Origin of the sequence: Achromobacter aegrifaciens, from assembly GCF_902859735.1 — a bacterium.
GTDB lineage: Bacteria > Pseudomonadota > Gammaproteobacteria > Burkholderiales > Burkholderiaceae_B > Achromobacter > Achromobacter aegrifaciens.
Genome location: NZ_CADIJY010000018.1, coordinates 33,525 through 56,911, shown reverse-complemented (window position 1 = coordinate 56,911; position 23,387 = coordinate 33,525). Strand labels below are relative to the sequence as shown.

The 23,387-nt window shown below is 67.4% G+C and carries 19 protein-coding genes; 7 read left to right on the top strand and 12 right to left on the bottom strand.

The window, feature by feature from the left end:
- Window positions 1-5: 5 nt before the first annotated feature.
- The 3 genes from HV766_RS27665 to HV766_RS27655 all read right to left on the bottom strand — a co-directional run bounded on the left by HV766_RS27665 (window position 6) and on the right by HV766_RS27655 (window position 4,521).
- Entirely contained in the window at window positions 6-833 is an 828-nt protein-coding gene (locus tag HV766_RS27665) for an FAD binding domain-containing protein (RefSeq protein ID WP_175182206.1), read from the bottom strand.
- On the bottom strand, window positions 830-3,232 hold the full coding sequence (locus HV766_RS27660; RefSeq protein ID WP_175163642.1) for a xanthine dehydrogenase family protein molybdopterin-binding subunit: 2,403 nt from the start codon (window positions 3,230-3,232) through the stop codon (window positions 830-832). Before HV766_RS27660 ends, HV766_RS27665 begins: the two co-directional genes overlap by 4 nt.
- 185 nt (window positions 3,233-3,417) lie before the next feature.
- On the bottom strand, window positions 3,418-4,521 hold the full coding sequence (locus HV766_RS27655) for a TRAP transporter substrate-binding protein (protein ID WP_054459047.1): 1,104 nt from the start codon (window positions 4,519-4,521) through the stop codon (window positions 3,418-3,420).
- A gap of 403 nt (window positions 4,522-4,924) precedes the next feature.
- Between HV766_RS27655 and HV766_RS27650 the strand changes: the two genes are divergently transcribed.
- Genes HV766_RS27650 through HV766_RS27635 form a run of 4 tightly spaced genes read left to right on the top strand, consistent with a single transcriptional unit; the run spans window position 4,925 to window position 8,404 of the window.
- Window positions 4,925-5,239 carry a non-heme iron oxygenase ferredoxin subunit gene (locus HV766_RS27650; protein WP_054459045.1) on the top strand — a complete coding sequence of 105 codons (315 nt, stop codon included), beginning with the start codon at window positions 4,925-4,927 and terminating at the stop codon, window positions 5,237-5,239.
- 2 nt (window positions 5,240-5,241) lie between these two features.
- Entirely contained in the window at window positions 5,242-6,540 is a 1,299-nt protein-coding gene (locus HV766_RS27645) for an NAD(P)/FAD-dependent oxidoreductase (RefSeq protein WP_175182205.1), read from the top strand.
- Between the two features lie 38 nt (window positions 6,541-6,578).
- Window positions 6,579-7,868, top strand: coding sequence for an aromatic ring-hydroxylating dioxygenase subunit alpha (locus HV766_RS27640; protein ID WP_119451812.1), 1,290 nt, complete (start codon window positions 6,579-6,581; stop codon window positions 7,866-7,868).
- A gap of 17 nt (window positions 7,869-7,885) precedes the next feature.
- Entirely contained in the window at window positions 7,886-8,404 is a 519-nt protein-coding gene (locus HV766_RS27635) for an aromatic-ring-hydroxylating dioxygenase subunit beta (RefSeq protein ID WP_054459037.1), read from the top strand.
- A gap of 78 nt (window positions 8,405-8,482) precedes the next feature.
- Here the strand turns inward: HV766_RS27635 and HV766_RS27630 are convergent, their stop codons facing one another.
- The 5 genes from HV766_RS27630 to HV766_RS27610 all read right to left on the bottom strand — a co-directional run bounded on the left by HV766_RS27630 (window position 8,483) and on the right by HV766_RS27610 (window position 12,896).
- Complete coding sequence (locus HV766_RS27630; RefSeq protein ID WP_119451813.1) at window positions 8,483-9,103, bottom strand: N-carbamoylsarcosine amidohydrolase; 621 nt, start codon at window positions 9,101-9,103, stop codon at window positions 8,483-8,485.
- Window positions 9,104-9,133: 30 nt separating this feature from the next.
- Entirely contained in the window at window positions 9,134-10,183 is a 1,050-nt protein-coding gene (locus tag HV766_RS27625) for a 2,5-dihydroxypyridine 5,6-dioxygenase NicX family protein (protein ID WP_054459034.1), read from the bottom strand.
- A 30-nt stretch (window positions 10,184-10,213) separates the two neighbouring features.
- Window positions 10,214-11,038: an alpha/beta fold hydrolase gene (locus HV766_RS27620; RefSeq protein WP_175163647.1), complete on the bottom strand. Its 825-nt coding sequence runs from the start codon at window positions 11,036-11,038 to the stop codon at window positions 10,214-10,216.
- Window positions 11,039-11,058: 20 nt separating this feature from the next.
- Window positions 11,059-12,021: an amidohydrolase family protein gene (locus HV766_RS27615; protein WP_059378445.1), complete on the bottom strand. Its 963-nt coding sequence runs from the start codon at window positions 12,019-12,021 to the stop codon at window positions 11,059-11,061.
- Window positions 12,022-12,269: 248 nt separating this feature from the next.
- Entirely contained in the window at window positions 12,270-12,896 is a 627-nt protein-coding gene (locus tag HV766_RS27610; protein ID WP_175182204.1) for a nucleotidyltransferase family protein, read from the bottom strand.
- A gap of 61 nt (window positions 12,897-12,957) precedes the next feature.
- Here HV766_RS27610 and HV766_RS27605 point away from each other — a divergent pair, with 61 nt between their 5' ends.
- Entirely contained in the window at window positions 12,958-13,947 is a 990-nt protein-coding gene (locus tag HV766_RS27605; protein WP_175163841.1) for an XdhC family protein, read from the top strand.
- A 21-nt stretch (window positions 13,948-13,968) separates the two neighbouring features.
- Here the strand turns inward: HV766_RS27605 and HV766_RS27600 are convergent, their stop codons facing one another.
- Both HV766_RS27600 and HV766_RS27595 read right to left on the bottom strand, forming a co-directional pair.
- Entirely contained in the window at window positions 13,969-14,436 is a 468-nt protein-coding gene (locus tag HV766_RS27600) for a MarR family winged helix-turn-helix transcriptional regulator (RefSeq protein ID WP_370127811.1), read from the bottom strand.
- Window positions 14,437-14,523: 87 nt separating this feature from the next.
- On the bottom strand, window positions 14,524-15,465 hold the full coding sequence (locus tag HV766_RS27595; RefSeq protein ID WP_175182203.1) for a LysR family transcriptional regulator: 942 nt from the start codon (window positions 15,463-15,465) through the stop codon (window positions 14,524-14,526).
- A gap of 122 nt (window positions 15,466-15,587) precedes the next feature.
- Here HV766_RS27595 and HV766_RS27590 point away from each other — a divergent pair, with 122 nt between their 5' ends.
- Together HV766_RS27590 and HV766_RS27585 are read left to right on the top strand one after the other, a co-directional pair.
- On the top strand, window positions 15,588-16,550 hold the full coding sequence (locus HV766_RS27590; RefSeq protein WP_175182202.1) for a 3-hydroxyacyl-CoA dehydrogenase family protein: 963 nt from the start codon (window positions 15,588-15,590) through the stop codon (window positions 16,548-16,550).
- Window positions 16,547-17,401: a beta-keto acid cleavage family enzyme gene (locus HV766_RS27585; protein WP_175182201.1), complete on the top strand. Its 855-nt coding sequence runs from the start codon at window positions 16,547-16,549 to the stop codon at window positions 17,399-17,401. The genes HV766_RS27590 and HV766_RS27585 overlap by 4 nt, the downstream gene beginning before the upstream one ends.
- A gap of 16 nt (window positions 17,402-17,417) precedes the next feature.
- On the opposite strand, the gene HV766_RS27580 is transcribed toward HV766_RS27585, so the two are convergent.
- The gene (locus tag HV766_RS27580; protein ID WP_156337482.1) at window positions 17,418-17,942 is read right to left on the bottom strand and encodes a SecDF P1 head subdomain-containing protein; all 525 of its coding nucleotides are present in this window, start codon (window positions 17,940-17,942) and stop codon (window positions 17,418-17,420) included.
- Between the two features lie 71 nt (window positions 17,943-18,013).
- Complete coding sequence (locus tag HV766_RS27575; RefSeq protein WP_175182200.1) at window positions 18,014-23,278, bottom strand: YadA-like family protein; 5,265 nt, start codon at window positions 23,276-23,278, stop codon at window positions 18,014-18,016.
- Window positions 23,279-23,387: the final 109 nt, after the last annotated feature.

The window sequence follows — 23,387 nt, the reverse complement described above, 5'->3', positions numbered from 1 at the left end:
TCCTGTCAACCCAAGGCCTGCGCCAGGCAGCGCGTCACCGCGGTCCCGTGCAGCTTGCGATGGTGTTCATCCTTGTCCTGCATGACGCTGGCCAGCTCGCTGGCCAGCAGCGCTTCATCCAGGCCCGCCAGCCCCTGCTGCGCGATGCGCGCGGCCAGTTGGGGCAGCAATCTGGGCGCACCGTCCAGGGCCCCCACCGCGATGCGCGCCGTCTTCGAGGACGGATCGAACCACGCGGCGCAGCTGGCCTCGGCGAACTCGCCGGTCTTGCGGCAGAACTTGTAGTAGCCCCAGCGCGCCTGCGGCCCGGCTTCCGGGATGTGCACGGCGGCGATCAGCTCGTCTTCGCGCAGCCCGGTGGTATAGGCGCCCTGCATGTAGTCTTCCGCCGGCAGCATGCGCACGCCGTCCGGCCCCGCGATCTCCAGCGTCGCGCCCAGGCCGACCACGGTCAGCACCCAGTCGGCCGCCGGATCGGCATGCGCCAGGCTGCCGCCCAGCGTGCCGCGGTTGCGGATGGCGCGATAGGCGATGCCCGGCGCCACCTGCTGCATGGGCGTGCCGCGCAGCAGTTCGTGCACGCCGTCCTCGATCTCGGCATGGGTCACGGCCGCGCCGACGCGCAGCTTGCCGTTCTGGCGCGACACCGTGCGCAGTTCGGACAGGCCGGAAATGTCGATGACGACGGGCGGACGCGCCAGGCGCAGATTCAACATGGGGCCCAGCGATTGGCCGCCAGCCATGAGCTTGGCGCGGCCCTCGTGCCCGCGCAGCGCCCGCAAAGCGTCCTGCAGGGTGTCCGGGCGGGAGTATTCGAATGCAGCGGCCTTCATGCCGTCACCTCCGTGGCGACGGTTGCGGTCTTGCGGCTGCCCTGAGCGATGGCGGCCAACACCCGGGTTGGAGACAGCGGCGTGCGCAGCAGTTCGACTGCGCCCAATGGCCGCAGCGCGTCGTTGACCGCGTTGAACAGCACCGCCGGCGGCGCGATGGCGCCGCCCTCGCCCATGCCCTTGGCGCCGAACTCCGTATGCGGCGACGGCGTCTCGAAGTGGTGCAGGCGCATGTTCGGAACCTCGGTGGCGCCTGGCAGCATGTAGTCCGCCAGGGTCGAGGCCAGCGGCTGGCCATTGTCGTCGTAAGGTGTTTCCTCGTAGAACGCGGTGCCTATGCCCTGGGCCACGCCGCCTATGGTCTGGCCTTCGACCACCATGGGGTTGATCATGGTCCCGCAGTCCTCCACCACCACATAATCCAGAATTTCCACGCCGCCCGTGCCCGGGTCCACCGCCACCACCGCCGCATGGGTCGCATAGGTGAAACAGCCGGTGTCGACCTTGGGCTTGTAGCCCACGGTGACTTCCAGGCCAGCGGCGTCCACGTCGGGCGGCAACAATTGCGGCCGCAAGTACCAGGCGTCGGCCACGTCCTTGACCGACACCGACTTGCCGCCGGCTTCCAGCCGGTCGCCGTTCCAGGTCACACTGGCGGGATCGGCCTGCAGCAGATGCGCGCCGATATGCGTGAGCCGCGGCAGCAGGCGTTTGCAGGCCTGCGACACGGCGCCGCCGGACATCACCAACGAACGCGAGGCGTAGGTGCCGGTGGAGAACGGCGTCTGACCGGTGTCGCCATGCAGCAGCTTGATGCTGGCCACGTCCACGCCCAGGATTTCATTGGCGATCTGGGCGAAGGTGGTCTCCATGCCCTGCCCGTGCGAATGCACGCCGACCCGCAGTTCCAGCCCGCCGTCCGGCGTGACCCGCGCGGTGGCTTGGTCAAAGCCCGGTATCACGGGCGTGCCCCAGGCCGCGAACACCGAGGTGCCGTGCGCGGCCTGTTCGGTGTACGTCGCCAGCCCCACGCCAATGAGGCGGCCGTCGGCCTCGCCCTGGCGCTGGCGTTCGCGGATCGCGTCCACCCCTATCATGTCCATGGCCTGTTGCAGGCTGGCGGGATAATCGCCGCTGTCCAGGTGCTTGCCGGTGACGTTGACGTAGGGCATCTGCTCGCCCTGCACCAGGTTTTCCTGGCGGATTTCCCAAGGCTCGCGTCCGACCTCGCGGGCGATCGCGTCCATCGTCAATTCCATGGCGAAGCACACGCCCGTGCGCGCCACGCCGCGATACGGCACGAAGCCCGGCTTGTTGGTGGCCACCGCCCGCGTCACGCAGCGATAGCCCTTGAATGCATACGGTCCCGGCAGGTTGCCGATGGCCTGGCCCGGTTCCAGGCCGATGGTGAACGGCCAGACCGAATAGGCCCCGCCGTCGATGGTGATCTTGGCGTCCAACGCCAGCAGCTTGCCGCGGCGATCCGCATAGGCCACCATTTCATAATGGTGCTCGCGCGAATTGGCGCCCGCGGTCAGGTGTTCGCGGCGGTCTTCGATGAAGCGGAACGGCTTCTTGAAGGTTTTGGCCAGCCAGGCTACGCACAGCTCTTCCTGCTGCAGCACGCACTTGTAGCCGAAGGCGCCGCCCACGTCCGGCGACACCACCCGCACCCGGCCCTGCTCCAGGTCCAGGCACTGGGCCAGCACGCTGCGGATCATATGGGGCACCTGGGTCGCGCTGACCACCACCAGCTGGTCGGCCTGGTGGTCCCAGTAGGCCAGCACCGCCTTGCCTTCCATCGGCACCATGCATTGCCGCGACAGGTCGATTTTGCGGCGCACGACCACGTCCGCCTGCGCTGCCAGCTCATCGAACTGCTTGTCGACATTGAGGGTGACGAAGACGTTGTCGCGCCACTGCTCATGCACGAAATCGCCCTGGGCCGCCTGGGCGCTGACGACGTCCGCATACACCGGCAGGTCGTCGTAGTCGACCTCGATCATCTCCGCGTAGTCCTCGGCTTCGGCGCGGGTCGGCGCGAACACCATGGCCACGGGCTCGCCCACGAAGCGCACCTTGCCCGAGGCCAGCGGCGGCTGGGCCGACACCTGGTAGCTGGGCAAGGTGGAATCCGCCACGATGTCGCGCGCATCGGCCATGGCCTGGCGCACAAACGCCTTGTCCGCGATCTGCTCGGCCACGCGCACCGAAGCGATGCGCGCATGCGCCAGCGGACTGCGCAGGAAGGCCACCTCGCAGAGACCGGGCATGGCCATGTCGGCCACGAAATTGCCCTTGCCGTGCAGATGGCGCGCGTCCTCCTTGCGCGGCACCCGCGCGCCCACTCCCTGCGGCTTGCCTGGCCGGCCGTGCGTATCGGCGTTTGCTGTCGTCATGACTACCCTTTATCTCCTGTTAGTGTCCTGTCCCGTAGATGCGCCCGCATGACGAAATTCCTCCATGAGCATCGGGGCTAGGCGCAAACCGCAGCGATACCCGAAGGTATCGCGAGGATTTGCAACGACGCCCTGACGTTCATGGGGGGATTTCGTGCGGGCGTATCTGCGGGGCAGGACACTGGTTACTTGGCCTGGGCCTTCGCCACGGCGGCGAAGGTGTAGTTGTCCAGCGGGCTTTCAGCCACACGGAACCAAGCCGCCTGCTCGGCCTGGAATTTCTTCCAATCGGGGAAGATGGCGGCGAAGTCCGGGTTCTTGGCCGAGAGTTCGGCCCACAGTTCCTGCGAGGCGTTGTACGCCGCGTCCATCACTTCCTTGGGGAAGAAGCTGACCTTGGCGCCGCCGGCGATCAGCTTGCGCAGCGCCAGCGGATTGCGCGCATCGTAGTTGGCCAGCATGCGCATGGTCTGCTCGCCGGCCGCCGCCTCGAACGCTGCCTGGTAGGCCGGCGGCAGGGCTTCCCATGCCTTGTCGTGCACCATGCTGGTGATCGAGGCACTGCCTTCGAACCAGCCCGGCGAGTAGTAGTACGGCGCCACCTTGTTGAAGCCCAGCTTCTCGTCGTCGTAGGGGCCGATCCATTCGGCCGCGTCGATGGTGCCCTTTTCCAGCGCGGGATAGATGTCGCCCGGCGGGATCTGCTGCGGCACCGCGCCCAGCTTGGACAGCACCATGCCACCGATGCCGCCGATCCGCATGTTCAGGCCCTTCAGGTCGGCGACCGACTTGATCTCCTTGCGGTACCAGCCGCCCATCTGCACGCCGACGTTGCCACAGACGTGGTTGACGATGTTGTACTTCTTATAGAGCGCGCGCAGCATCTTCAAGCCGCCGCCGTAGGCGATCCAGGCGTTATGCTGGCGCGCGCTCAGGCCGAAGGACAGGCCGGTGTCGAAGGTCAGGGCGGTGTTCTTGCCGATGTAGGCCGTGCTCAGCACGTGGTTGCATTCCACCGTGCCATTGCTGACCGCGTCCATGTTCTGCGCCGCGGGCACCAGTTCGCCGCCGGGAAAGGCGCGGATCTCGAACTTGCCGTCGGTCAGCTGCGCCACGCGCTTGCAGAGTTCTTCGGCCGAGCCGTAGATAGTGTCCAGGCTCTTGGGCCAGCTGGTGGACATGCGCCAGCGCACCGACGGCGCGGATTGCGCGACGGCGGGCATGCCCACGGTGGCGAGGCCCGCGCCGGCTGCGCCGGCGGCTTGTGCGAGGAAACGGCGTCGTTGCATTCATTGCTCCCGATCTGGTTCGATTGAGTCCCCTTGGACCCGCCTCAACTCATGCCAACGCCACTCGCGTACATCCGAAAAAAACGTTAGCACACTGAATTGTTGATCAGCATACTGACAGTAATTTTGAGTGTCAACAAGGTAAATCCCCACTGCCGACGCCCGCGAAACGCCTGGGTTTCCACTCATTCCGGCGGTTTTTTTTCACGGGTCCGAGGGCTATTTGCGGGTACTCCTTACATATAGCGGACGGTCGCGATTGCGCACCGCGAACGCCGTGCATAATAGGCCCGCGCCGCCGCCCTTCGACCCGCCGCCTGTCGGGGAAATCCCTAGCTCCTGACTTGTTTTTTTAGGCAGTACACTGACGACAATTACTCAGCATACTGACGAGCGAGTTGATATGAACTGGATCCGCATTGCCTCTACCGACCAACTGACCGAAGACGACGAGGTGATCCCCGTCGCCGCCGGCGAAAAGCAGCTTGCGCTGTATCGCATCGAAGGCGAGTTCCACGCCTCCGACAATGTCTGTACCCACGCCTACGCGCTGCTGTCCGACGGCTATCTGGAAGACGGCTGCATCGAATGCCCGCTGCACCAGGCCAAATTCGACATCCGCACCGGCCAGGCCATGTGCGCGCCCGCCACCACCGGCATCCGCATCTATCCGGTCAAGGTCGAAGGCCAGGACATCTATGCCAACCTGCAAGGCTGACCATGGCTGACGCAGATCCGATCCTCATCATCGGCGCCGGCCAGACCGGCGCGGTGACGGCGGCCACGTTGCGCGGCCTGGGCCATGCCGGCCCCATCACGCTGATCGGCCAGGAAGCGCACGCGCCCTATGAGCGCCCGCCCCTGTCCAAGGACGTGCTGCAAAGCCCGGGCGCGCATGGCCAGACCGCTGTGCACCCCCAAGACTTCTATGCGCAGCAAGGCGTCACCCTGCTGACCGGCATGCAGGCCTTGCGGATCGACGCTGCCAAACGTCTGGTCGAACTGGCCGACGGCCGCAGCCTCCCCTATAGCCGCTGCCTGCTCGCCACCGGCGGGCGGGCGCGCGAACTGCCCAGCCTGCCGCGCGGCACGCCGGGCGTGCATTACATCAGGACGCTGGACGATGCCGCGGCGCTGCGCGCCGCCCTCACGCCGCAGGCGCGCGTGGCCGTCATCGGCGGCGGCTTCCTGGGCCTGGAGGTGGCGTCCACTGCGCGCGCCCTGGGCGCCGCAGTCACCGTGCTGGAAAGCGCGCCCCGCTTGCTGGAACGCGTGCTGCCCGCGGCCCTGTCGGATTGGCTGGCCGAACGCGCCCGCCACGCCGGCGTGGACCTGCGCCTGGACGCGCGCATCGCGCGCACCGACTGGCAGCCCCATGCGGATGCCGCTGTGCGGCATCAGGCGCGCTTCAATATAGAACTGCAAGACGCTTCCTCTATCGAGGCCGACGTCGTGGTGGTGGCCATCGGCCTGGTGCCCGACGTATCGCTGGCCGCGCAAGCCGGTCTGGCGCTGGATCCCGCCAATGGCGGCATCGCGGTGGACGCCGCCTGCCGTAGCAGCGACCCAAACATATATGCGGCCGGCGATTGCGCCAGCCAGCACCGGCGTCACCTGAACATGGCGCTGCGGCTGGAATCCTGGCAGAACGCCAACGAACAGGCGCGCGCGGCCGCGGCCGGCATGCTGGACCAGCCCGCGCCGGCCGAGCCCTATCCGTGGTTCTGGACGGACCAATATGGCTGCAACGTACAGATGTTGGGCCTGCCCCAGCCGGACCTGGTCTATGCCTGCCGCGGCGTGCCCCAGGCGCAGTCCGAGGCGCCCAAGTTCATCTGGCTTGGCCACCGCGACGGCGTGCCGGTGCATGCCATCGCCATCAACGCCGGCGGCGACCTGCGCCAGCTGCGCGTGCTGTTCGAACAAGGCATCGCCATCGATCCCGAGCGCTATGCCGACGAGACCGTGGCGCTCAAGCCGCTGGTGAAAGCCTGCCAGCAGAACGCCGCCGCGTCCTGACCCCACCATTACCGCCCCCGCATCGACAGGAGCTTTTCATGTATCAATCGCAAACCGTCATCGGCCTTACGATGGCGTCCAAGGACACCGCCCTGGCCGACTGTGTCTGGCCGGAAGACGCGCTGCACTACATCCCCGACTGGGTCTACACCAGCCGCGCCGTCTACGACCAGGAAGTGGAAAAGATCTTCCACGGCAAGACCTGGAACTACGTGGCCCTGGAAGCCGAGCTGCCGAACCCGGGCGACTACAAGCGGTCCTACGTGGGGCCGACCCCGGTGGTGGTGTCGCGCGCCGAAGACGGCTCGGTCAATGTGTTCGAGAACCGCTGCGCCCACCGCGGCGCGGAGTTCTGCCGCCACAGCCAGGGCAACGCCAAGGAATTCGTCTGCCCCTACCACCAGTGGTCCTACGACCTGAAGGGCAATCTGCAGGGCATCCCCTTCAAGCGCGGCGTGAACCGCGAGGGCGGCATGCCCAAGGACTTCAAGAACGAAGACCACGGCCTGCGCAAGCTGCGCGTCACCACGCGCAACGGCGTCATCTTCGCGTCCTACAGCGATGAGGTCGAACCCATCGAGGAATACCTGACACCCGAAATCCTGGCCGATTTCGACACCGTCTTCCCGGGCAAGAAGCTCAAGATCCACGGTTACTACCGCAACGAGCTGCCGTGCAACTGGAAGATGTATCACGAGAACCTGAAGGATCCGTACCACGCAACCCTGCTGCATTCGTTCCTGGTGGTGTTCGGGCTGCTGGTGGCGGGCAACAAGTCCGCCATGCTGGTCGATCCGGTGCATGGCCGCCATGGCACCATGGCTTCAGCCAAGAGCGAGGACAAGTACGCCAACGTCAGCGAAGAGAACAAGAAGGAAATGCGCTCCTTCCACGACGGCCTGCACCTGCAGGACGACCGCTTCCTGGAGTTCGTCAAGGAATTCGACTCGCCCTGGTCGGTCACCATGCAGACCGTCTGGCCCAACCTGATCGTGCAACGTGAAATGAACACGCTGGGCGTGCGCCAGATCGTGCCCAACGGGCCCGACAGCATGATCATGCAATGGACCATGTTCGGCTACGAGGACGACACGCCCGAGATGGAGCGCCATCGTCTGCGCCAGGGCAACCTGATGGGGCCGGCCGGCTTCCTCGGCCTGGAAGACAACGAAGCCATGAAGTTCGTGCAGGAAGGCGTGCGCCGCGCCAGCACCGACGTCAACGTGCTGAAGCTGGAGTCCGGCAAGCAAGGCACCTCCAACACGCTGATCTCGGAAGCTGCGATCCGCTCCATGTACAGCTATTACCGCAGCGTGATGGGCTTCTGAGGCAGGAACCAGGAAACATGAGAACCCGATTCGAATACTCCCCCCGCAAGATCGATCCCGCGCGCGCCATCGCGCTGCGACTGGAGATCGAGGAATTCCACGCCGACTACTGCGCCGCCCTGGACGCGGGCCAGGTCGAGGCCTGGCCGGACTTCTTCACCGAGGACGGCCTGTACCGCGTCACCGCGCGCGAGAACGCCGAACTGGGCCTGCCCGTCGGCCTGGTGTACTCCGAAGGCCGCGCCATGATGCATGACCGCGCCGTGGCCATTTCTCGCACCCAGATGTTCGCCCCGCGCTACATGCTGCATCTGGTCAGCAACACCCGCGTCATCAGCGAATCCGCGGATGGCGAAATCGAGTCCCAGGCGGCATTCATGCTGATGCAGACGCTGGTGGAAGGTCCCACCACCCTGCACCTGGCCGGCACATACTACGACCGCTACACGCGGCAGGACGGCGTGCTCAAGCTGAAGGAACGGCAGGTGGTGTATGACACCACCATCCTGGCCAACGACCTGGTCTATCCCGTCTAGAACGCGGAAGGGCAATGTAAAAAAAGGGTTGCGCCCCGTGGCGCAACCCTTTTTTTTGTTCCGGTCTGCGGCGCCAGCTCAGGCCTGCGTAGCGCGCATGGCTTCGTCCCGCGTCAACACGGTGGCGTACTTCTGCTGCATGTCGAAGAGGTTGGCGTCATGCGGGCCGATGGCGCGGTCGCCCACGCAATCCGACACCACCAGCGGCCGGAAGCCGTACTGCATGGCGTCCACCACGCTGGCCCGCACGCAGCCGCTGGTGACCGCGCCCGCCACCAGCAGCGTCTGCACGCCCCGTTGCGACAGCCAGGCCGCCAGGCTGGTGCCGAAGAACGCCGAAGGCACCGTCTTGCGCACCACCAGTTCGCCGGCCGCGGGCGCAAGCTGCGGCACGATGGCGCTGTTGTGGTCCGCTTCCTTCAGGGTCAGCATGCCCGGCACCTTCAAGGTGAAGATGTTGTGGTCCGCGTCGTCGTCGGCGAACACGATGCGGCTGTGCGCCACCGGCCAGCCCTGCTTGCGCGCATGCGCCAGCAGGCCAACGGTCTGCTCGATGGCCTGGGGGATATTGCCGCCGCCGAACACAGCCGGATCGGCAAAGCCGTTGACCAGGTCCACGATCAGCAGGCCATAGGGCGCCTTGGGCGCCATCGCCGTGCCGAAACCCTGGCGCGCGTAGGCCGAGATATCGTCATTCATGTAGGGAACTCCTAGTACGGTGATTGCGTGCTAAGCCTGGAGGCCGGCACCGTCCAGCACCTTGCCCTGGCGCACCACGTCCTCCCCGTCCAGCCGCACCGTGCAGGCGCGCAGGGGGATGTCGATGTGGCAGGTGGTGGTCCGGTTGCCGCCGGCCTCGTTGTTGGGACCCAGCGAGAACAGGAAATTGCCCTCGTAGGCGCGCGCGTCCATGCCTATGGTGGCCTCGCGGTCGTACAGCCCCAGCGTGGTCCAGTGCGCGCGCGGTTGCAGGCCCCAGCCTATGTGCGAAATCGCGTAGGCTTCCGGGTCCTTGAACGAGGCCACGTACTCGCGCAGCAGTTCCGCGTCCACGCCGCCGTCGATGCGCGTGGCGTAGCCGTTCTCGACCGTCAGCTCGATGGCCGAGCGCACGTAGAGCTTCTGCGGCAGCAGGATGTCGCCGACGTCGATCACGATCTTGCCGTTGGCGCCGCCTTCGTTCGGCCAAGTCAGCACGAAGCCGCTGGGCCAATGGTCCCAGCGCCCGGGTTCGTCGACGAAGCCGTATTCGCTGATGGCCGGGAACTCGCCCAGCGGGCAGCGCAGGTCCGTACCCGCCTCGGATACCACGCTCATCTCGCGCGCCGCGCCGATGCGCGCGGCGGCCGCCTTGACCCGCGCACGGTCGGCCTCGGTCGGCACCAGCCGCGCCAGCACTTCCGGCGGCTCCACCGCCAGCAGGATCTTGGTGCCGGTCGCCAGGATCTCGTGCTGTTCCGGAGAGAACAGCAGCGTCATCAGGTCCAGTACCAGGTCGCTTTCCTTCAAGGCCGCAATGGCGGCCTTGTTGCCGGTCAGCGGCGTGGTGCCCAGGTAGGCCAGCGAGTCCCGGCTCAGCGCCCGCTCGCCATTGACGGGCGGCAGGTCCAGGCGGTTCACGATGGCGCCCATGGCCTGCGTCGCGATCAGCGCCGTCGCCAGGGTTTGCGGATGGGTGGCCGCGCTGGTCAGCACCGTGACGGTCTGCCCCGCTTGCAGCTTGGACAGGGTCAGCACCTGCTGCCAGGCCTTCACCATTTCATAGTCGCTTATAGGCATGATGCCCTCCTTGCTTGACGGTCGCGCGCTTCAGCCGCGCGCCAGCGGCGCGCCCAGGAAATCGCCAAAGGCGGCATAGAAGCCTTCCTCGTTGTCCCACGGAATCATGTGGCCGGCGGCGGGCACGCGGTGGTGTTGCGTGCCGGGCGCCAGCCGTTGGATCTCGGCCACGTCGGCGTCCAGCACCACGTCGCCCCGCTCCGCCGTGATCAGCAGCACCGGCACGTCCAGGCGCGGCAGGTCGGCATGGATGTCGTCGCTCTGGAAGGCCTCGAAGCTCTGGATGATGGCGCGCTCGTCGCAGGTGTGCAGCCATTCGGCGCGCAGCTGGCGCTGCTCCTCGGTCCAGGTCGGGCAGAACGCGCGCATGGCCTCGGCGTCCATGCCGTGCCGCGCCTGCGCCATGGAATCGACGTACCAGGGCAGTTTGGCGGGATACGGCCGGCGGCCGGGACCGGACACCGGCGGGTCCACCAGGACCAGGCGGCTCAGTCCTGCCGGCTTGCCGCGCCCGGCGCGCACGCCGATGCGTCCGCCCATCGAATGGCCGACCACGCTGTAGCGCGCCAGGCCCAGCGCCTCTGCGAAGGCCAGCACGTCGGCGGCTTGCGCGTCCAGGCTGTAGTCCAGCGTCGCGCCGGCTGCGGACAGGCCGCGGCCCCGCACGTCCAGCACATAGGTGTCGAAGGCCGCGCCGAAGCGCTCGCCGACGAAGCCCCAGGTGACCGCCGGGCTGGTGATGCCCGGCACGATGATGACCGGATCGCGCCCCGCCCCACGTTCGCCGCCGTAGCGCAGGTAATGCTGGCGGATGCCATTGGCATGGACGTTGCCGCCGTACAGGAAGTTGTTCATGTCGGTCTCCCGGGCTGGATTCAGAGTTTGAACAGGCGCCGCGCGTTGCCGTTGCAGATCAGTTCGCGGGTCGCGTCGTCCATCGGCGTCTGCTCGATGAATTCCACGGCGAGCGCGGTCGATTCGTAGGGATAGTCGACCGAGAACATCACCGCCTCGCGGCCCATTTCGGCGATGGCGGCCATCAGCGTGGGAGGCGAACAGACCCCGGACGTGGTGATGAGGATGTTGCTGCCCAGGTATTCGGAAGGCGCGCGCGCCAGCTTGATGCCGTGCGAATAGACCGCGAAGCGGCTGTCGAAGCGCCAGCGCAGGAACGGCAGGCCTTCGCCCATGTGGCCCAGGATCAGCTTGACGGCGGGGAACCGGTCGAACACGCCGCCGAACAGCAAACGCAGCGCATGGGTGGCGGTTTCGACGCCCCAGCCCCAGCATGCCCCCACCAGCTCGGGGTGGCCCGAGTAGGCCTGCGGAATGACGTAGGGATCGGACGGGTGCAGGTAGACGGGCACGTCCAGCTCCTGCACCTTTTCCCAGAACGGGTCATAGGCGCGGCCGTCGTAGTACACGCCATTGGTGTGGCCGTTGATCAGCGCGCCCTTGAAGCCCAGCTGTTTGACGCAGCGCTCCAGTTCTGCGGCGGCGACCAGAGGATCGTGCATGGGCACGGTGGCGAAGGCGCCGTAGCGCGTCGGGTGGCGGGCCACCTGCTCGACCAGGAAATCGTTGTTCTCCTTGGCGCGGCGCAGCGCGACGGCGGCGTCGGCTTCGGCCTGCACGCCCGGCCCGGTCTGCGACAGGATGACATAGTCGATGCCGCCGCGGTCCATTTCGCCCAGCCGGACTTCGTCGAAATCCACCAGGCGCGCGGCCAGGTCGGCCAGCACGGCGGGATCGATGTGCTGCGCGAAGCTCTTCGAATAGTCCTTGAATCCGACCGCGGTGTAGTGCTCCTCAAACGCGATCTTGCGTACTTTGCTCATTCCCCTACTCCCAGTTTGATGGCGCGGACCCTGTCCTGCCACGGCGCGTCAGCATTGTTTATCAGTACACTGACTATTACATCGGAACAACCGGAATCGCGCGCAGCCGCTTTCCCATTGGGAAAAGCCCTGCGAGGGCTTCCGAATTTACGTCAGTATACTGACTTTATAGTCAGCGTACTGACAAATTAGGGAAATCCCGAAGCGCAAAAAAAGGCCGCCGCGGCGGCCTTGCCCGCAGGCGGCGTTCAGCCGTCTTCGTCCAGGTCGGCAGGCGTGTCGACATCGCGCAACACCCCGGGATCATCGACGGGGACCAATTGCAGGCCTGGCCCTTTGAGCAGCCGCCGCGCGCCTTCGTCCCCGCTCAGCGCGGCGAGTTGCGCCAGCAGGTCTCCGCGGAATCCCACCGGGTGGCCGCGCTGCCCCTGGTACGAGGGCGCGGCCATGGGCGCATCGCGCAGCGCCTCCAGCACGCTCGCCAGGCTGGCGCGCTGGATCCAGGGCATGTCGGCCAGCGCGACCAGCACCGTGGCAGGCGTGCCGGGCAGGCCCTGCAAATACTGCGCCGCCGCGGCCAGACTGGCGCCCATGCCCTCCTCTGCCCGGTCGGTCTCCAACACCACGCAGTCTTCGGCCCGCAGCAATCCGGCCAACGCGGCGCTGCCGGGCCGCACCACGGCGACGACCATCTCCACCGCCGCGCGCAGCGTGCGCGCGCTGGCCGCCGCCACGCGCGCGCCCTGCGGCAGCGGCGCCAGCAGCTTGTCGGCGCCGGGCCGCTGCGCGGCGTAGCGCGAGCCCCGCCCCGCAGCCAACAGGATGCCGACGCGCGCGGGGATCGGGTAGGGATAGACACTAGAGACAGTCGCCATGATGATCAGTATAGTGAATATAAGCCGTGGCAGCGCCGCGGCCTTTCACTGTGAGAAGCCGATGAACGCTCTGGATCTGGACGTATTGCAACATGCGCGGGACTGGGTAGCCGCGGGCAGCCGCGTGCACCTGGTGACCGTGGTGCAGACCTGGGGATCGGCCCCGCGCCAGGCCGGGGCCATGCTGGCGCTGCGCGAGGACGGCCGCATGGTCGGGTCGGTTTCCGGCGGCTGTATCGAAGACGACCTGATGCTGCGCGCCCGCGAAGGCACGCTCGAGGACGCCCCGGCGCGCCTGACCTACGGCGTCACCCGCGACGAGGCCGCGCGCTTCGGCCTGCCTTGCGGCGGCACGTTGCGCCTGATCAGCGAACCGCTGCGCGACACGCAATGGCTGGACCTGGTGCTGCAATCCATACGCGGCCATGGCCTGATCCAACGCACGGTGGACCTGCAGGACGGCAGCAGCTCGGTGTCTCCCGCCGGTCCGGCCGACGGCCCGGACTTCGACGGCCGCATCTTCCGCAGCGTGTACGGCCCGCGCTGGCGGCTGCTCATCATCGGCGCCAACCAGACCGCCCAGGTGCTGGCCAACATCGCCGCCACGCTGGATTTCCACGTCACGGTCTGCGACCCCCGCGAGGAGTTCTACGGCGACTGGAACCAGTCCCAGGCTACCTTGCTCACCAGCATGCCCGACGACGCCGTGCTGGAAATCGGCACCGACGAGCGGACCGCCATCGTGGCGGTCACCCACGATCCCAAGCTCGACGACATGGCTTTGCTGGAAGCATTGAAATCGCGGGCCTTCTATGTGGGCGCGCTGGGTTCGCGCGCCAACCAGCAGAAGCGCCGCGAGCGGCTGCGGCTGTTCGACCTGGACGACAGCCAGATCGCCCGCCTGCACGGCCCGGTGGGCCTGCGCATCGCCAGCAAGACGCCGGCCGAGATCGCCGTGGCGATCGCGGCCGAACTGATCTGGGTGCGCAACACGCTGGGCGACGGCGAAGCCGCCCGCAGCGCGCCGCAGACCAGCGCGCTGCAAGGCTGAGCCAGGCAGCCGGCCTCGGCCCTACATGGGTTTGAGCGTGGTGCGGCTGTACTGGTTATTGGCTTCCACCAGGGTGGAAAGCAGCTTCATGAAGATTTCCTGATTGCGCGTGGACAGCGGCTCCAGCAGGCGCTGCTGGGCGCGCGCCATGCCTTCCTGCAGGATGCCCATGATGCGCAGGCCTTCCTGGGTGATGACGGCCTGGCGCGAGCGCTTGTCGTTGGGATTGATGCGCCGTTCCACCAGGCCGCGCTCCTGCAGGCGCTTGACCACGTCTGCGGTGGTGGTGCGATCCAGCCCCAGCTCCATGCCGATGGCGGTCTGGTCCAGCCAGGGACTGAGCGACAGCGCGGTCAGCACGCCATACTGCACCGGCGTCACGTTCTGCGTCTTGCACTCCTCGTAGAACATGGCGTAGTGGATCTGGTTCAGGCGCCGCACCAGATATCCCGGACGCGACCAAAGCACCTGCTTGGCCGGATCGAAGATCTTGGTGTCTGTCTTATGAGTTGCGACGCGCTTCTGGGACGTCGTCTTTTTCTGTACATCCGGCACGTTGAGGCAGCTCCAGTTTAGTTAGTGTACTGAGGATAATACCACCGGCCCGGCTTGGCGCGCCTGCTGCGCCAGATACTCCTTCAAGGTCTGCACCAACGCCGCCGCGGCGGGCGACAGGCTGCGGTTGCGGGCCGTGACCAGCCCGATCGAACGCTCGGCCACCGGTCCGATCAGCGGACGCTGGACGATGCCAATTTGCGCTACCGCCGCGGCGGCGATTTCGGGCAGCGCGGCAACGCCGAATCCGCATTCGACCATGGCGACGATGGTGGTCAGATGCTCGGCCTCGAAGGCCGGCGTAAAGCGTATCCGGTTCTGCAGGAAAGCCCATTCCGTGTACTGCCGCACGCTGCTGGGCTGCACCATGGACACGTGCGCCGCATCCGCCGTATCGGCCCAACGCAGCGGACCGCGGGCGCGCGCCAGTGGATGGGCTTCGGGGATCAACAGCAGGAAACTGTCGGACATCAGCGGCACGTAGTGCAGATCCGCATGCTGCGGGTCCGCCGCGGTCAGGGCGAAGTCGACTTCGCCCGCGCGCACCAGATCGAAAGCCGGCCCGGACAAGGTATCGCGTACTTTCAGGGCGACCAGCGGATGGGCCTGGCGATAGGTCATGAGCACCCGCGGCAGCAGGCGGGCCGCGATCGAGGGCAAGGCAGCCACCGACACCTGCCCCTGTTCCGCGTTGACGATGCCGCTGACCGCGGCAATGGCGTCGCGGAAGGCCACTTGCAGCGCAGCAGCCTGCTGCATGAAGACCTCGCCGGCGGCGGTGAGGCGGACGGTGCGCGTGGTGCGGTCGAACAGGCGCACGCCCAGCGCCTCTTCGATGCGCTGGATCTGCGTGGACAGAGCCGATTGCGACAGGTGCAACTGCGCGGCGGCCTGGCGGAAGTTGAGCGTGCGGCCCAGCACCAGCGTGGTATCGATATCGCGCATCGAAAGATTGATCTGCATGCCTGGCGCGGTCCCTCTATTGATCTAAATATAAGATCATTCTATCCAAAAAATCTGATTCATCAATCAAAACAGGTTCTCTACACTCGCCCGCAGCGTAGTTTCAGATAAAGGAGCAAACCATGCAGACGGACGCGATCGCGCTGCCCAATCCGGGCGCGGCGCATGCGGTGGTGGTGGGCGGCGGCACCATGGGCGCCGACGTGGCCGTGGTATTGACCCGCGCGGCCTGCCGGACCACGGTGATCGAATCGAATGCCGAGCGCGCGGCGGGCGTACCCGCCCGTGTCGCGGAAAACCTCAAGACCATAGGCCGGGAAGCGAACGCCGCCCTGCTGTCCACCGCCGCCAGCCTGGACGAGGTGGACTGGTCCGGCGTGGACCTGGTCATCGAGTGCATACCCGAACGCCTGAACATCAAGCAGGCGCTGTTTGCGGACCTGGCGCAACGCGCCCGGCCCGATGCCATCCTGGCCAGCAACAGCTCCAGCTTCCCGATCAGCGCCATCAGCCAGGGCCTGGCTACCCGCGGCCGCATGCTGGGCCTGCACTTCTTCATGCCCGCGCATCTGGTGCCGCTGGTGGAAGTGGTGCTGGGCGAAGCCAGCGACAACGCCTGCGCCGACACGCTGATCGAATTCATGCGGCGCTGCGGCAGCGTGCCGGTGAAGGTGCGCCAGGACCTGCCTGGCTTTCTGGCCAACCGCCTGCAGCACGCGCTGTCGCGCGAAGCCTTCGACCTGATCGACCGCGGCATCGCCTCGCCGGAAGACGTGGACGCGGCAGTGCGTTTCGGCTTCGGCTTCCGCTTCCTGGCGGCCGGCCCGGTGATGCAGCGCGACCATGCCGGCATCGATGTGCATGCCGCCGCCGGCGCCACCATGTACCCCACCTTCTGCAACGCCAGCGAGCCGGCGCGCTGCCTGACCGAACGCGCCCAGGACGGACGCCACGGCATGAAGACGGGCGAAGGTTTCTACACCTGGACGCCCGAAACCACTGCTGCCGAGCGCGCGCGCTACGACCGCCTGTTACGCGCCGGCCTGGACCTGATTGCACCCGAACTGCCGGAGATCAAGCCGTGAGCAACACCCCCCTGCCCCGCGCCGCGCTGGCCGACTCGCCCGTCATCATTACCGTGGCGCCCAATGGCGCCTACAAAAAGGCCGCCGACCATCCGGCCGTGCCGCTTACCGCCGAGGCTCTGGCGCACGAAGCGCGCGCCTGCCTGGACGCCGGCGCCGCCATGATGCACATGCACGTGCGCAAGCCTGACGGCAGCCACCTGCTGGACGCCCAGGCCTACCGTGACGCCCTGGCCGCGGTGCGCGGCGCCGTGGGCGACGAACTGCTGGTGCAGGTGACCAGCGAAGCCGCCGGCGTCTACAAGGCGGCGGAACAGATCGCCCTGGTGCGCGAGCTGCAACCCGAGGCCGTGTCCATCGGGCTGCGCGAGATCGCCGTGCCGGAGATCCCGGAAAGCGAGCTGGCGGCTTTCCTCGCCTGGATCGCCGAGCGCCGCATCATGACCCAGATCATCCTGTACGACGAAGGCGACGTGCGCCGCTGGCTGTCCCTGCGCGCGCGCGGCCTGGTGCCGCCAGGAGCGTGGTCGGTGCTGTTCGTGCTGGGCCGCTACAGCGCGGGCCAGACCTCTTCGGCCTATGACCTGCTGCCCTTCCTGGCCGCGTACGACCAGTCCCTGCCGTGGGCGGTATGCGCCTTCGGCCCCGAGGAAAACGCCTGCGTCACCACGGCCGCAGCGTTCGGCGGCCACATGCGCGTGGGTTTCGAGAACAACCTGAAGCTGCGAGATGGCAGCACCGCGCCGGGCAACTCGGCGCTGGTATTGCAGGCCGCGCAAGGCGCGCAGGCGTTGGGCCGCCCGCTGGCCACGGCCGCCGACGCGCGCCGCATCTACGGGGCGATCGGCTGACTCCGCCTGGGCGGCGCTACTGCGCCGCCCCTTCTATCGCTTGCGCAACGCTGATTGCCTGCTCCTCCGAGTTCATCGTCAGGTTCAGGATGCCCTCCTCCATGGGGCCTGCGATGCGCGGCACGCCCACCAGCCTGCCGTCTATCGTGAACACCAGCCACTTCCCGGGGTACTGGCGGCCGATCTGCGCCAGCTTGCGCGCGCCTGGCGGCGTGAATCGCAAGCTGACAAAAGGCTGCCCCTCCCGGGTCTTCATGGGCGTGGCGGTATTCAGGTCTGCCCGGGTAAGCGCGGGCGCCAGCAGGAAGTAGTAGGTCTTGTCGGACATGCGCAGCTCGCGCAGATCGGCGCCCGGCTGGTCCTGCGCCAGGCGGAACTCGACCGCCGGGATGGCCATCCGCGCCCGCGCCGCGGTGTCTTGCGGCGCAGGCTGGGCGGCGCGGGGCGCGGCATTCGCGCCCTTCTGAGCCACCATGGGCTGGCAAGCCGCCAGCAATGCGCTCGATGCAATCAAAGCCGGAAGAATGATGCGACGTGTCATGGCTGTATACCTCTCATGAATCATTGAGGCCGCAGCTGCGGGCCGCGAGCCTGCGTTCGTGCCACATGTATTCACCATTGATATCCCACTCCCACGCTAGCGCCGTAGTCGCCGCGCGAACTGCTGCTGGCCAGGCCCTTCACCACCCATCTTCCGCTGTCGGACACCGTGGACAGCCCCATGGCAAAGCCGCTTTCTCCGCGCCACGTACCGCCGCCCATGCTGAACATGCTCCTGCCGGGCAGATAGGCCTGCGGCAGCGCCGACATCGCCATGGCGGAAGCCACGCCGGCGCTCAACCGGTTGTCCAGCCCTTGCACGTTCTTGCGCAAGCCCGCCACCTGCTTGCTCAGGCCGCTTTCTACTTCTCGCAACTGGCTCACGTTCACCGCGTCGGTTCCCGCAGCGCCGCGGGCCACGTTCGTGATCTGGCGTTCGGCTCCGGCCGCGCCGACCGAAACCGTGTCGTCGCGGTCGGCGACAGACCCCGCGCCCAGCGCCACGGCATTACTGCCCGACGCCTTGCTGCCGTTGCCCAACGCCGTGGCTCCCGCGCCGGACGCCTGCGCGCCATTGCCGATCGCGGTGCTGTTCTTACCCGAGGCCACGGCGCCCGCGCCGCCCGCCGCCGAGTTGCCGCCGCTGGCCTTGGGCGGCTTGGCCGCCTTTACTTCCTGGCTGGTCTGGAACATGCCCGCGGCGCCATTGCCGATGTTCGTCACATCGCCTTCGATGCCGGTCATGCGTTCGTCCAGCGCGGTGAGTTGGTCGCCGACCTGGAGCACATTGCCTGCCACGTCCTGCAAGCGTTTGTCGGTATAGTCGTTGGCCTGCTTGAGCGCGCCGTCCAGTTGCCGCAGATTCACGGCGTCCGTGGCCTCGCGGCCGTCGGCCAGATTGCTGAGCGTGCGTTCCGCGCCCGACGAGCCCACCGACACCGTGCCGGCCGACTTGTTTTGCGCCTCCGAATACTTGCCGGCATAGCTCTGCGCTCCCCGGTCCGCCACGGCGCCCCCGCCCAACGCCACGTCGCCATCCTTCCCTGCGACCGCGCCGTTGCCCAAGGCCACCGAGTTCACCCCATTGGCGGCCGCGCCCGGTCCGACCGCGATACTGCCTGGACCATTGGCCTGTGAATCCGGCAGCGCCGCCGACGCCCCGCCGTTGGCATGGAAGTACTTGATTCCAGCGCCGCCCTTGGCGAAGTTGTCGACCGTATCGCCTATAGCCTTCACGTACTGGTTGGTCTCGAACAACTGCGAACCATTGACCGCATCCGTGCTGTCCGCCGACAGCGCGCCCCGCGCCACATTCCTCAGCACGGTGGCCGCCCCGCCGGGATTAAAGGTCACCATGCCGTAGTTGCTGGTGCCGTCCGCATTGAGGTCGTATTTCACCCCTCCCGCGTCGAGCCCGCTCACATTCGAGGCCAGCGCCTTCAACTGGCTGACGTTCACGGCGTCGGAATCCACAGTACCCGCAGCCACCCCGTTGATCTGCCGATACATGCCGGCATCGGCGTCACCCACAGACAACGCGGCCAAGGTGCTGCGCGTGGCGTTCACGGACGCGCCATTGGCTCCCAGGGGCACATACCCTGCTGCCCCGGCCACCGTCTTGGCGACCGATCTCGCACCCAGCGCTACGCCACCGCCCGCGACAACCTGGCTGCCCGCGCCCAGGGCCACCCCCTGGACGGCATCAGCCAGGGCCTGCGTTCCCGCCGCAATGCTATCCGCCGACGTGGTACGCGCCTGCTGTCCCAGGGCGATGCCGCCGGGCGCACCCTGATCCACTACCGCCCGATCCCCGATCCCCAGGCCGCGGTCCCCATTGACCACGGCCTGCGGGCCGACCGCGATCGACTCAAGCCCTACCGCCAGCGAATCGGAAGTCGTCGAGTTGACATGGAAGTACTGGGTCCCAGTGGTCGTCAAGGAGCCGATCGCGCCGGTCAGTTGGCGCAAAGTCACGGCATCATGCTCCTCGGTCCCGTCCGCCACGTTGGTAATCTGGCGGTACGCGCCATCGCGACCCACGGATACCGCTCCCAGCAAGGTGAGATCCGCCGTGTTGAACGGCACCAGGGCGCCACCGCTGCCGACCGCAAGGCTGCCCGTGGTCGGCGTCAGCGCCCGGGCGGACACGGAGCCTGAACCCAGCGCCACGCTCCCTTCCTGGCTCGCCTGGGCATCGCGTCCCAACGCCAGCGCGTCGCCGGCCGACGTCCGCGCGTTGTAGCCCAGCGCCGTGCTGCCCACGCCCTGCGCGTAGGCATCATCTTCCGCCAGTCCCAACTCGTTGGTCCGCGCATAACGCAAGCCCAGCCCATTGTCGGCCTTGCTGATCAGGCTAGGGTTCCCCGTCAGGTGTGTGTACGTGTCGCCCATGGTCGTCAAGGTATCGCCCATGCCCGTCAGCCTGTCGCCCACGCGCTGTACGTCCTGGTTCGTCTCATGCAGTTGCGCGCCGTTCACTGCATCGGTGCTGGTGGCCGTCACGGCCCCGCGCGCCAGGTTGGTCAGCTTGGTGCCGCCCGTCATGCCGCCGTCCGAGGATGCCGATCCCGCCAGCGTGATCAGGCTCTTGGGATCGCCCGCGTTGCCGTCATAGGTCACCGCCCGGTCGCCCAGGCTGCCCACGTTCTCGGCCACGGACTTGAGCTGGCTTACGTTCACCGCATCCGTGTCGGACGCGCCCGCGGCCAAGTGGCTGAGGCGGCGTTCCGCGCCCGCCGAGCCTATGCTCACTTCGCCCACCGGGGCAACGCCCGCCACCGCCGCCGTACCTGAGCGGTACGCCGCCGCGCCCAGCGTTGCGCCGTTGGCGACCGCGTTCGCGCCCAGCGCCACGCTACCGGCGTGGCTTGCCTGGGCCTCGCGGCCCAGCGCCAGCGCGTTGTCGGCCGTGGCCCGCGCGTTGTAGCCCAGCGCCGTGCTGCCGGGGTTCTGCGCATAGGCGTCGCTGGGCGTCAACCCGCGCTCGTTGGTCCGCGCATAGCGGATGCCCAGGCCGTTGGCGTCGGTGTATGTCGCGTTCGTGTCCCCGGTGAGATTCGCCAGCGAGCCGCCGAGGTTGGTGAGCGTATCGCCCAAGGTCGTGACCGTACCGCCGATGGTCGTGACCGTATCGCCGAGATTCGTCACGGTGTCGCCCAGGGTCGTGACGGTGGTGCCCATGCTGGTCACCGTATCGCCCATGGTCGTGACCTTGTCTCCCACGCGCTTCACCTCCTGGTTCGTCTCATGCAGTTGCGCGCCGTTCACTGCATCGGTGCTGGTGGCCGTCACGGCCCCGCGCGCCAGGTTGGTGAGCCTGGTTCCGCCCGTCATGCCGCCGTCCGTCGATGCCGATCCCGCCAGCGTGATCAGGCTCTTGGGATCGCCCGCGTTGCCGTCATAGGTCACCGCCCGGTCGCCCAGGCTGCCCACGTTCTCGGCCACGGACTTGAGCTGGCTTACGTTCACCGCATCCGTGTCGGACGCGCCCGCGGCCAAGTGGCTGAGGCGGCGTTCCGCGCCCGCCGAGCCTATGCTCACTTCGCCGACTGGCGCAGCGCCCGCCACCGCCGCCGTACCTGAGCGGTACGCCGCCGCGCCCAGCGTCGCGCCATTAGCGACCGCATTCGCGCCCAGCGCCACGCTGCCGGCATGGCTTGCCTGGGCCTCGCGGCCCAGCGCCAGCGCGTTGTCGGCCGTGGCTCGCGCGTTGTAGCCCAGCGCCGTACTGCCGGGGTTCTGCGCGTAGGCATCGCTGGGCGTCAACCCGCGCTCGTTGGTCCGCGCATAGCGGATGCCCAGGCCGTTGGCGTCGGTGTATGTCGCGCTCGTGTCCCCGGTGAGATTCGCCAGCGAGCCGCCGAGGCTGGTGAGCGTATCGCCCAAGGTCGTGACCGTACCGCCGATGGTCGTGACCGTATCGCCGAGATTCGTCACGGTGTCGCCCAGGGTCGTGACGGTGTTGCCCATGCTGGTCACCGTATCGCCCATGGTCGTCACCCTGTCGCCCACGCGCTGCACCTCCTGGTTCGTGTCATGCAGTTGCGCACCGTTCACCGCATCGGTGCTGGTGGCCGACACGGCCCCGCGCGCCAGGTTGGTGAGCCTGGTGCCGCCCGTCATGCCGCCGTCCGTGGATGCCGATCCCGCCAGCGTGATCAGGCTCCTGGGATCACCTTCGTTGCCGTCATACGTCACCGCCCGGTCGCCCAGGGCATTCACCGCCTGATTCGTCGCATTGAGCTGCGAACCGTTGACGGCATCCGTGCTAAGGGCGCCAAGCCGCCCCGCCGCAACGTTCGTGATGGAGCGCTCCGCACCCGTGCTGCCCACGCTGACCGTGCTGGCGGGCGCCGACCCGGCGAACGAATAGGACCGCCCCGCGATCGCGGCGCCAGACGTGCCGACGGCGGCAGCAGTCGCGGAGCCCGCCCCCAGCGCGACGTCGTCCGAGTTGGTTGCGACCGAATCGAACCCCAACGCCATGCTCCGCGCCGCCAGCGCGTTGGCATCGTTGCCTACGGCCAACGCCGCGGCGCCCGCAGCCGCCGAGCTATTGCCCAGCGCGACGGCGCCTGGTCCCGAGGCCCGATTGGCATTGCCCAACGCCACCGAGTTTTCACCGATCGCCGAGCTGCCGCGACCGATAGCCACCGCGGAGAAGTTTCCTGTTGCGCCATCAGCCACGCTGCCGATGCCCAGGGCCACATCGCCATCGCGCCGTGCCTGCGCACGCGTGCCTATCGCAACGGAATCCGCCCCCATGGCACGCGATTCTCCTGCGACCGCAACGGCGTTGAGCCCCGATGCCTGCGCACCCGCCGCCGCCGAATTGGAGGAATTATTGCCGCCGATCGCGACGCTGCCGACGGCCGTGGCGCGCGCCCATTGACCAAGAGCGGTCGAACCCAGGGCAAGGGCTCCGGCCTGCATGCCTACAGCGGTGCTCCGAATTGCCGCCGTAGCCGCAAACCCCAGGGCGGTCGCGGCATTGCCCGTCGCCGTCGCTTGAAAGCCCAGGACCTGCACGCCGGTGTAGCCGCCGCCATCGGCATCGCATCCGATAACGTTGGACCACAGGCCGGATCCATCGCTCGGAGTCTTGCCCGCAGGATAGGCTACGCCGTCGGGTCCCGTCGCCTTGGGAGAGGCGCAACCATTCGGGTTGTACGTTGATGCATGAACCTGCGGACCCGTACCCGCCAGACCGGCAAGTATCGCAAGCCCCGCTGCGATATCCAGCCGCATGTTCAGCTTCAGGCGCTTCCGAATGGACTGCCGGCCTCCCGCCGCGTCTTCGTCCGCATCGATCCAAACGTTCCTGAGTATCTTGTTCATGAATGGATGCTCCAGTTCAAAAACTCTAGGGAAGTTCTCGTCTACGCAGCCATTACGTGTGACTCAAACGGCACCCGGAACACGCTGCGGCGACTAACGCCACCCGCTA

Coding starts and splice junctions, on each gene's coding strand:
- HV766_RS27665 (WP_175182206.1), bottom strand. CDS start 833: ATGAAGGCCGCTGCATTCGAATACTCCCGCCCGGACACCCTGCAGGAC.
- HV766_RS27660 (WP_175163642.1), bottom strand. CDS start 3,232: ATGACGACAGCAAACGCCGATACGCACGGCCGGCCAGGCAAGCCGCAG.
- HV766_RS27655 (WP_054459047.1), bottom strand. CDS start 4,521: ATGCAACGACGCCGTTTCCTCGCACAAGCCGCCGGCGCAGCCGGCGCG.
- HV766_RS27650 (WP_054459045.1), top strand. CDS start 4,925: ATGAACTGGATCCGCATTGCCTCTACCGACCAACTGACCGAAGACGAC.
- HV766_RS27645 (WP_175182205.1), top strand. CDS start 5,242: ATGGCTGACGCAGATCCGATCCTCATCATCGGCGCCGGCCAGACCGGC.
- HV766_RS27640 (WP_119451812.1), top strand. CDS start 6,579: ATGTATCAATCGCAAACCGTCATCGGCCTTACGATGGCGTCCAAGGAC.
- HV766_RS27635 (WP_054459037.1), top strand. CDS start 7,886: ATGAGAACCCGATTCGAATACTCCCCCCGCAAGATCGATCCCGCGCGC.
- HV766_RS27630 (WP_119451813.1), bottom strand. CDS start 9,103: ATGAATGACGATATCTCGGCCTACGCGCGCCAGGGTTTCGGCACGGCG.
- HV766_RS27625 (WP_054459034.1), bottom strand. CDS start 10,183: ATGCCTATAAGCGACTATGAAATGGTGAAGGCCTGGCAGCAGGTGCTG.
- HV766_RS27620 (WP_175163647.1), bottom strand. CDS start 11,038: ATGAACAACTTCCTGTACGGCGGCAACGTCCATGCCAATGGCATCCGC.
- HV766_RS27615 (WP_059378445.1), bottom strand. CDS start 12,021: ATGAGCAAAGTACGCAAGATCGCGTTTGAGGAGCACTACACCGCGGTC.
- HV766_RS27610 (WP_175182204.1), bottom strand. CDS start 12,896: ATGGCGACTGTCTCTAGTGTCTATCCCTACCCGATCCCCGCGCGCGTC.
- HV766_RS27605 (WP_175163841.1), top strand. CDS start 12,958: ATGAACGCTCTGGATCTGGACGTATTGCAACATGCGCGGGACTGGGTA.
- HV766_RS27595 (WP_175182203.1), bottom strand. CDS start 15,465: ATGCAGATCAATCTTTCGATGCGCGATATCGATACCACGCTGGTGCTG.
- HV766_RS27590 (WP_175182202.1), top strand. CDS start 15,588: ATGCAGACGGACGCGATCGCGCTGCCCAATCCGGGCGCGGCGCATGCG.
- HV766_RS27580 (WP_156337482.1), bottom strand. CDS start 17,942: ATGACACGTCGCATCATTCTTCCGGCTTTGATTGCATCGAGCGCATTG.
- HV766_RS27575 (WP_175182200.1), bottom strand. CDS start 23,278: ATGAACAAGATACTCAGGAACGTTTGGATCGATGCGGACGAAGACGCG.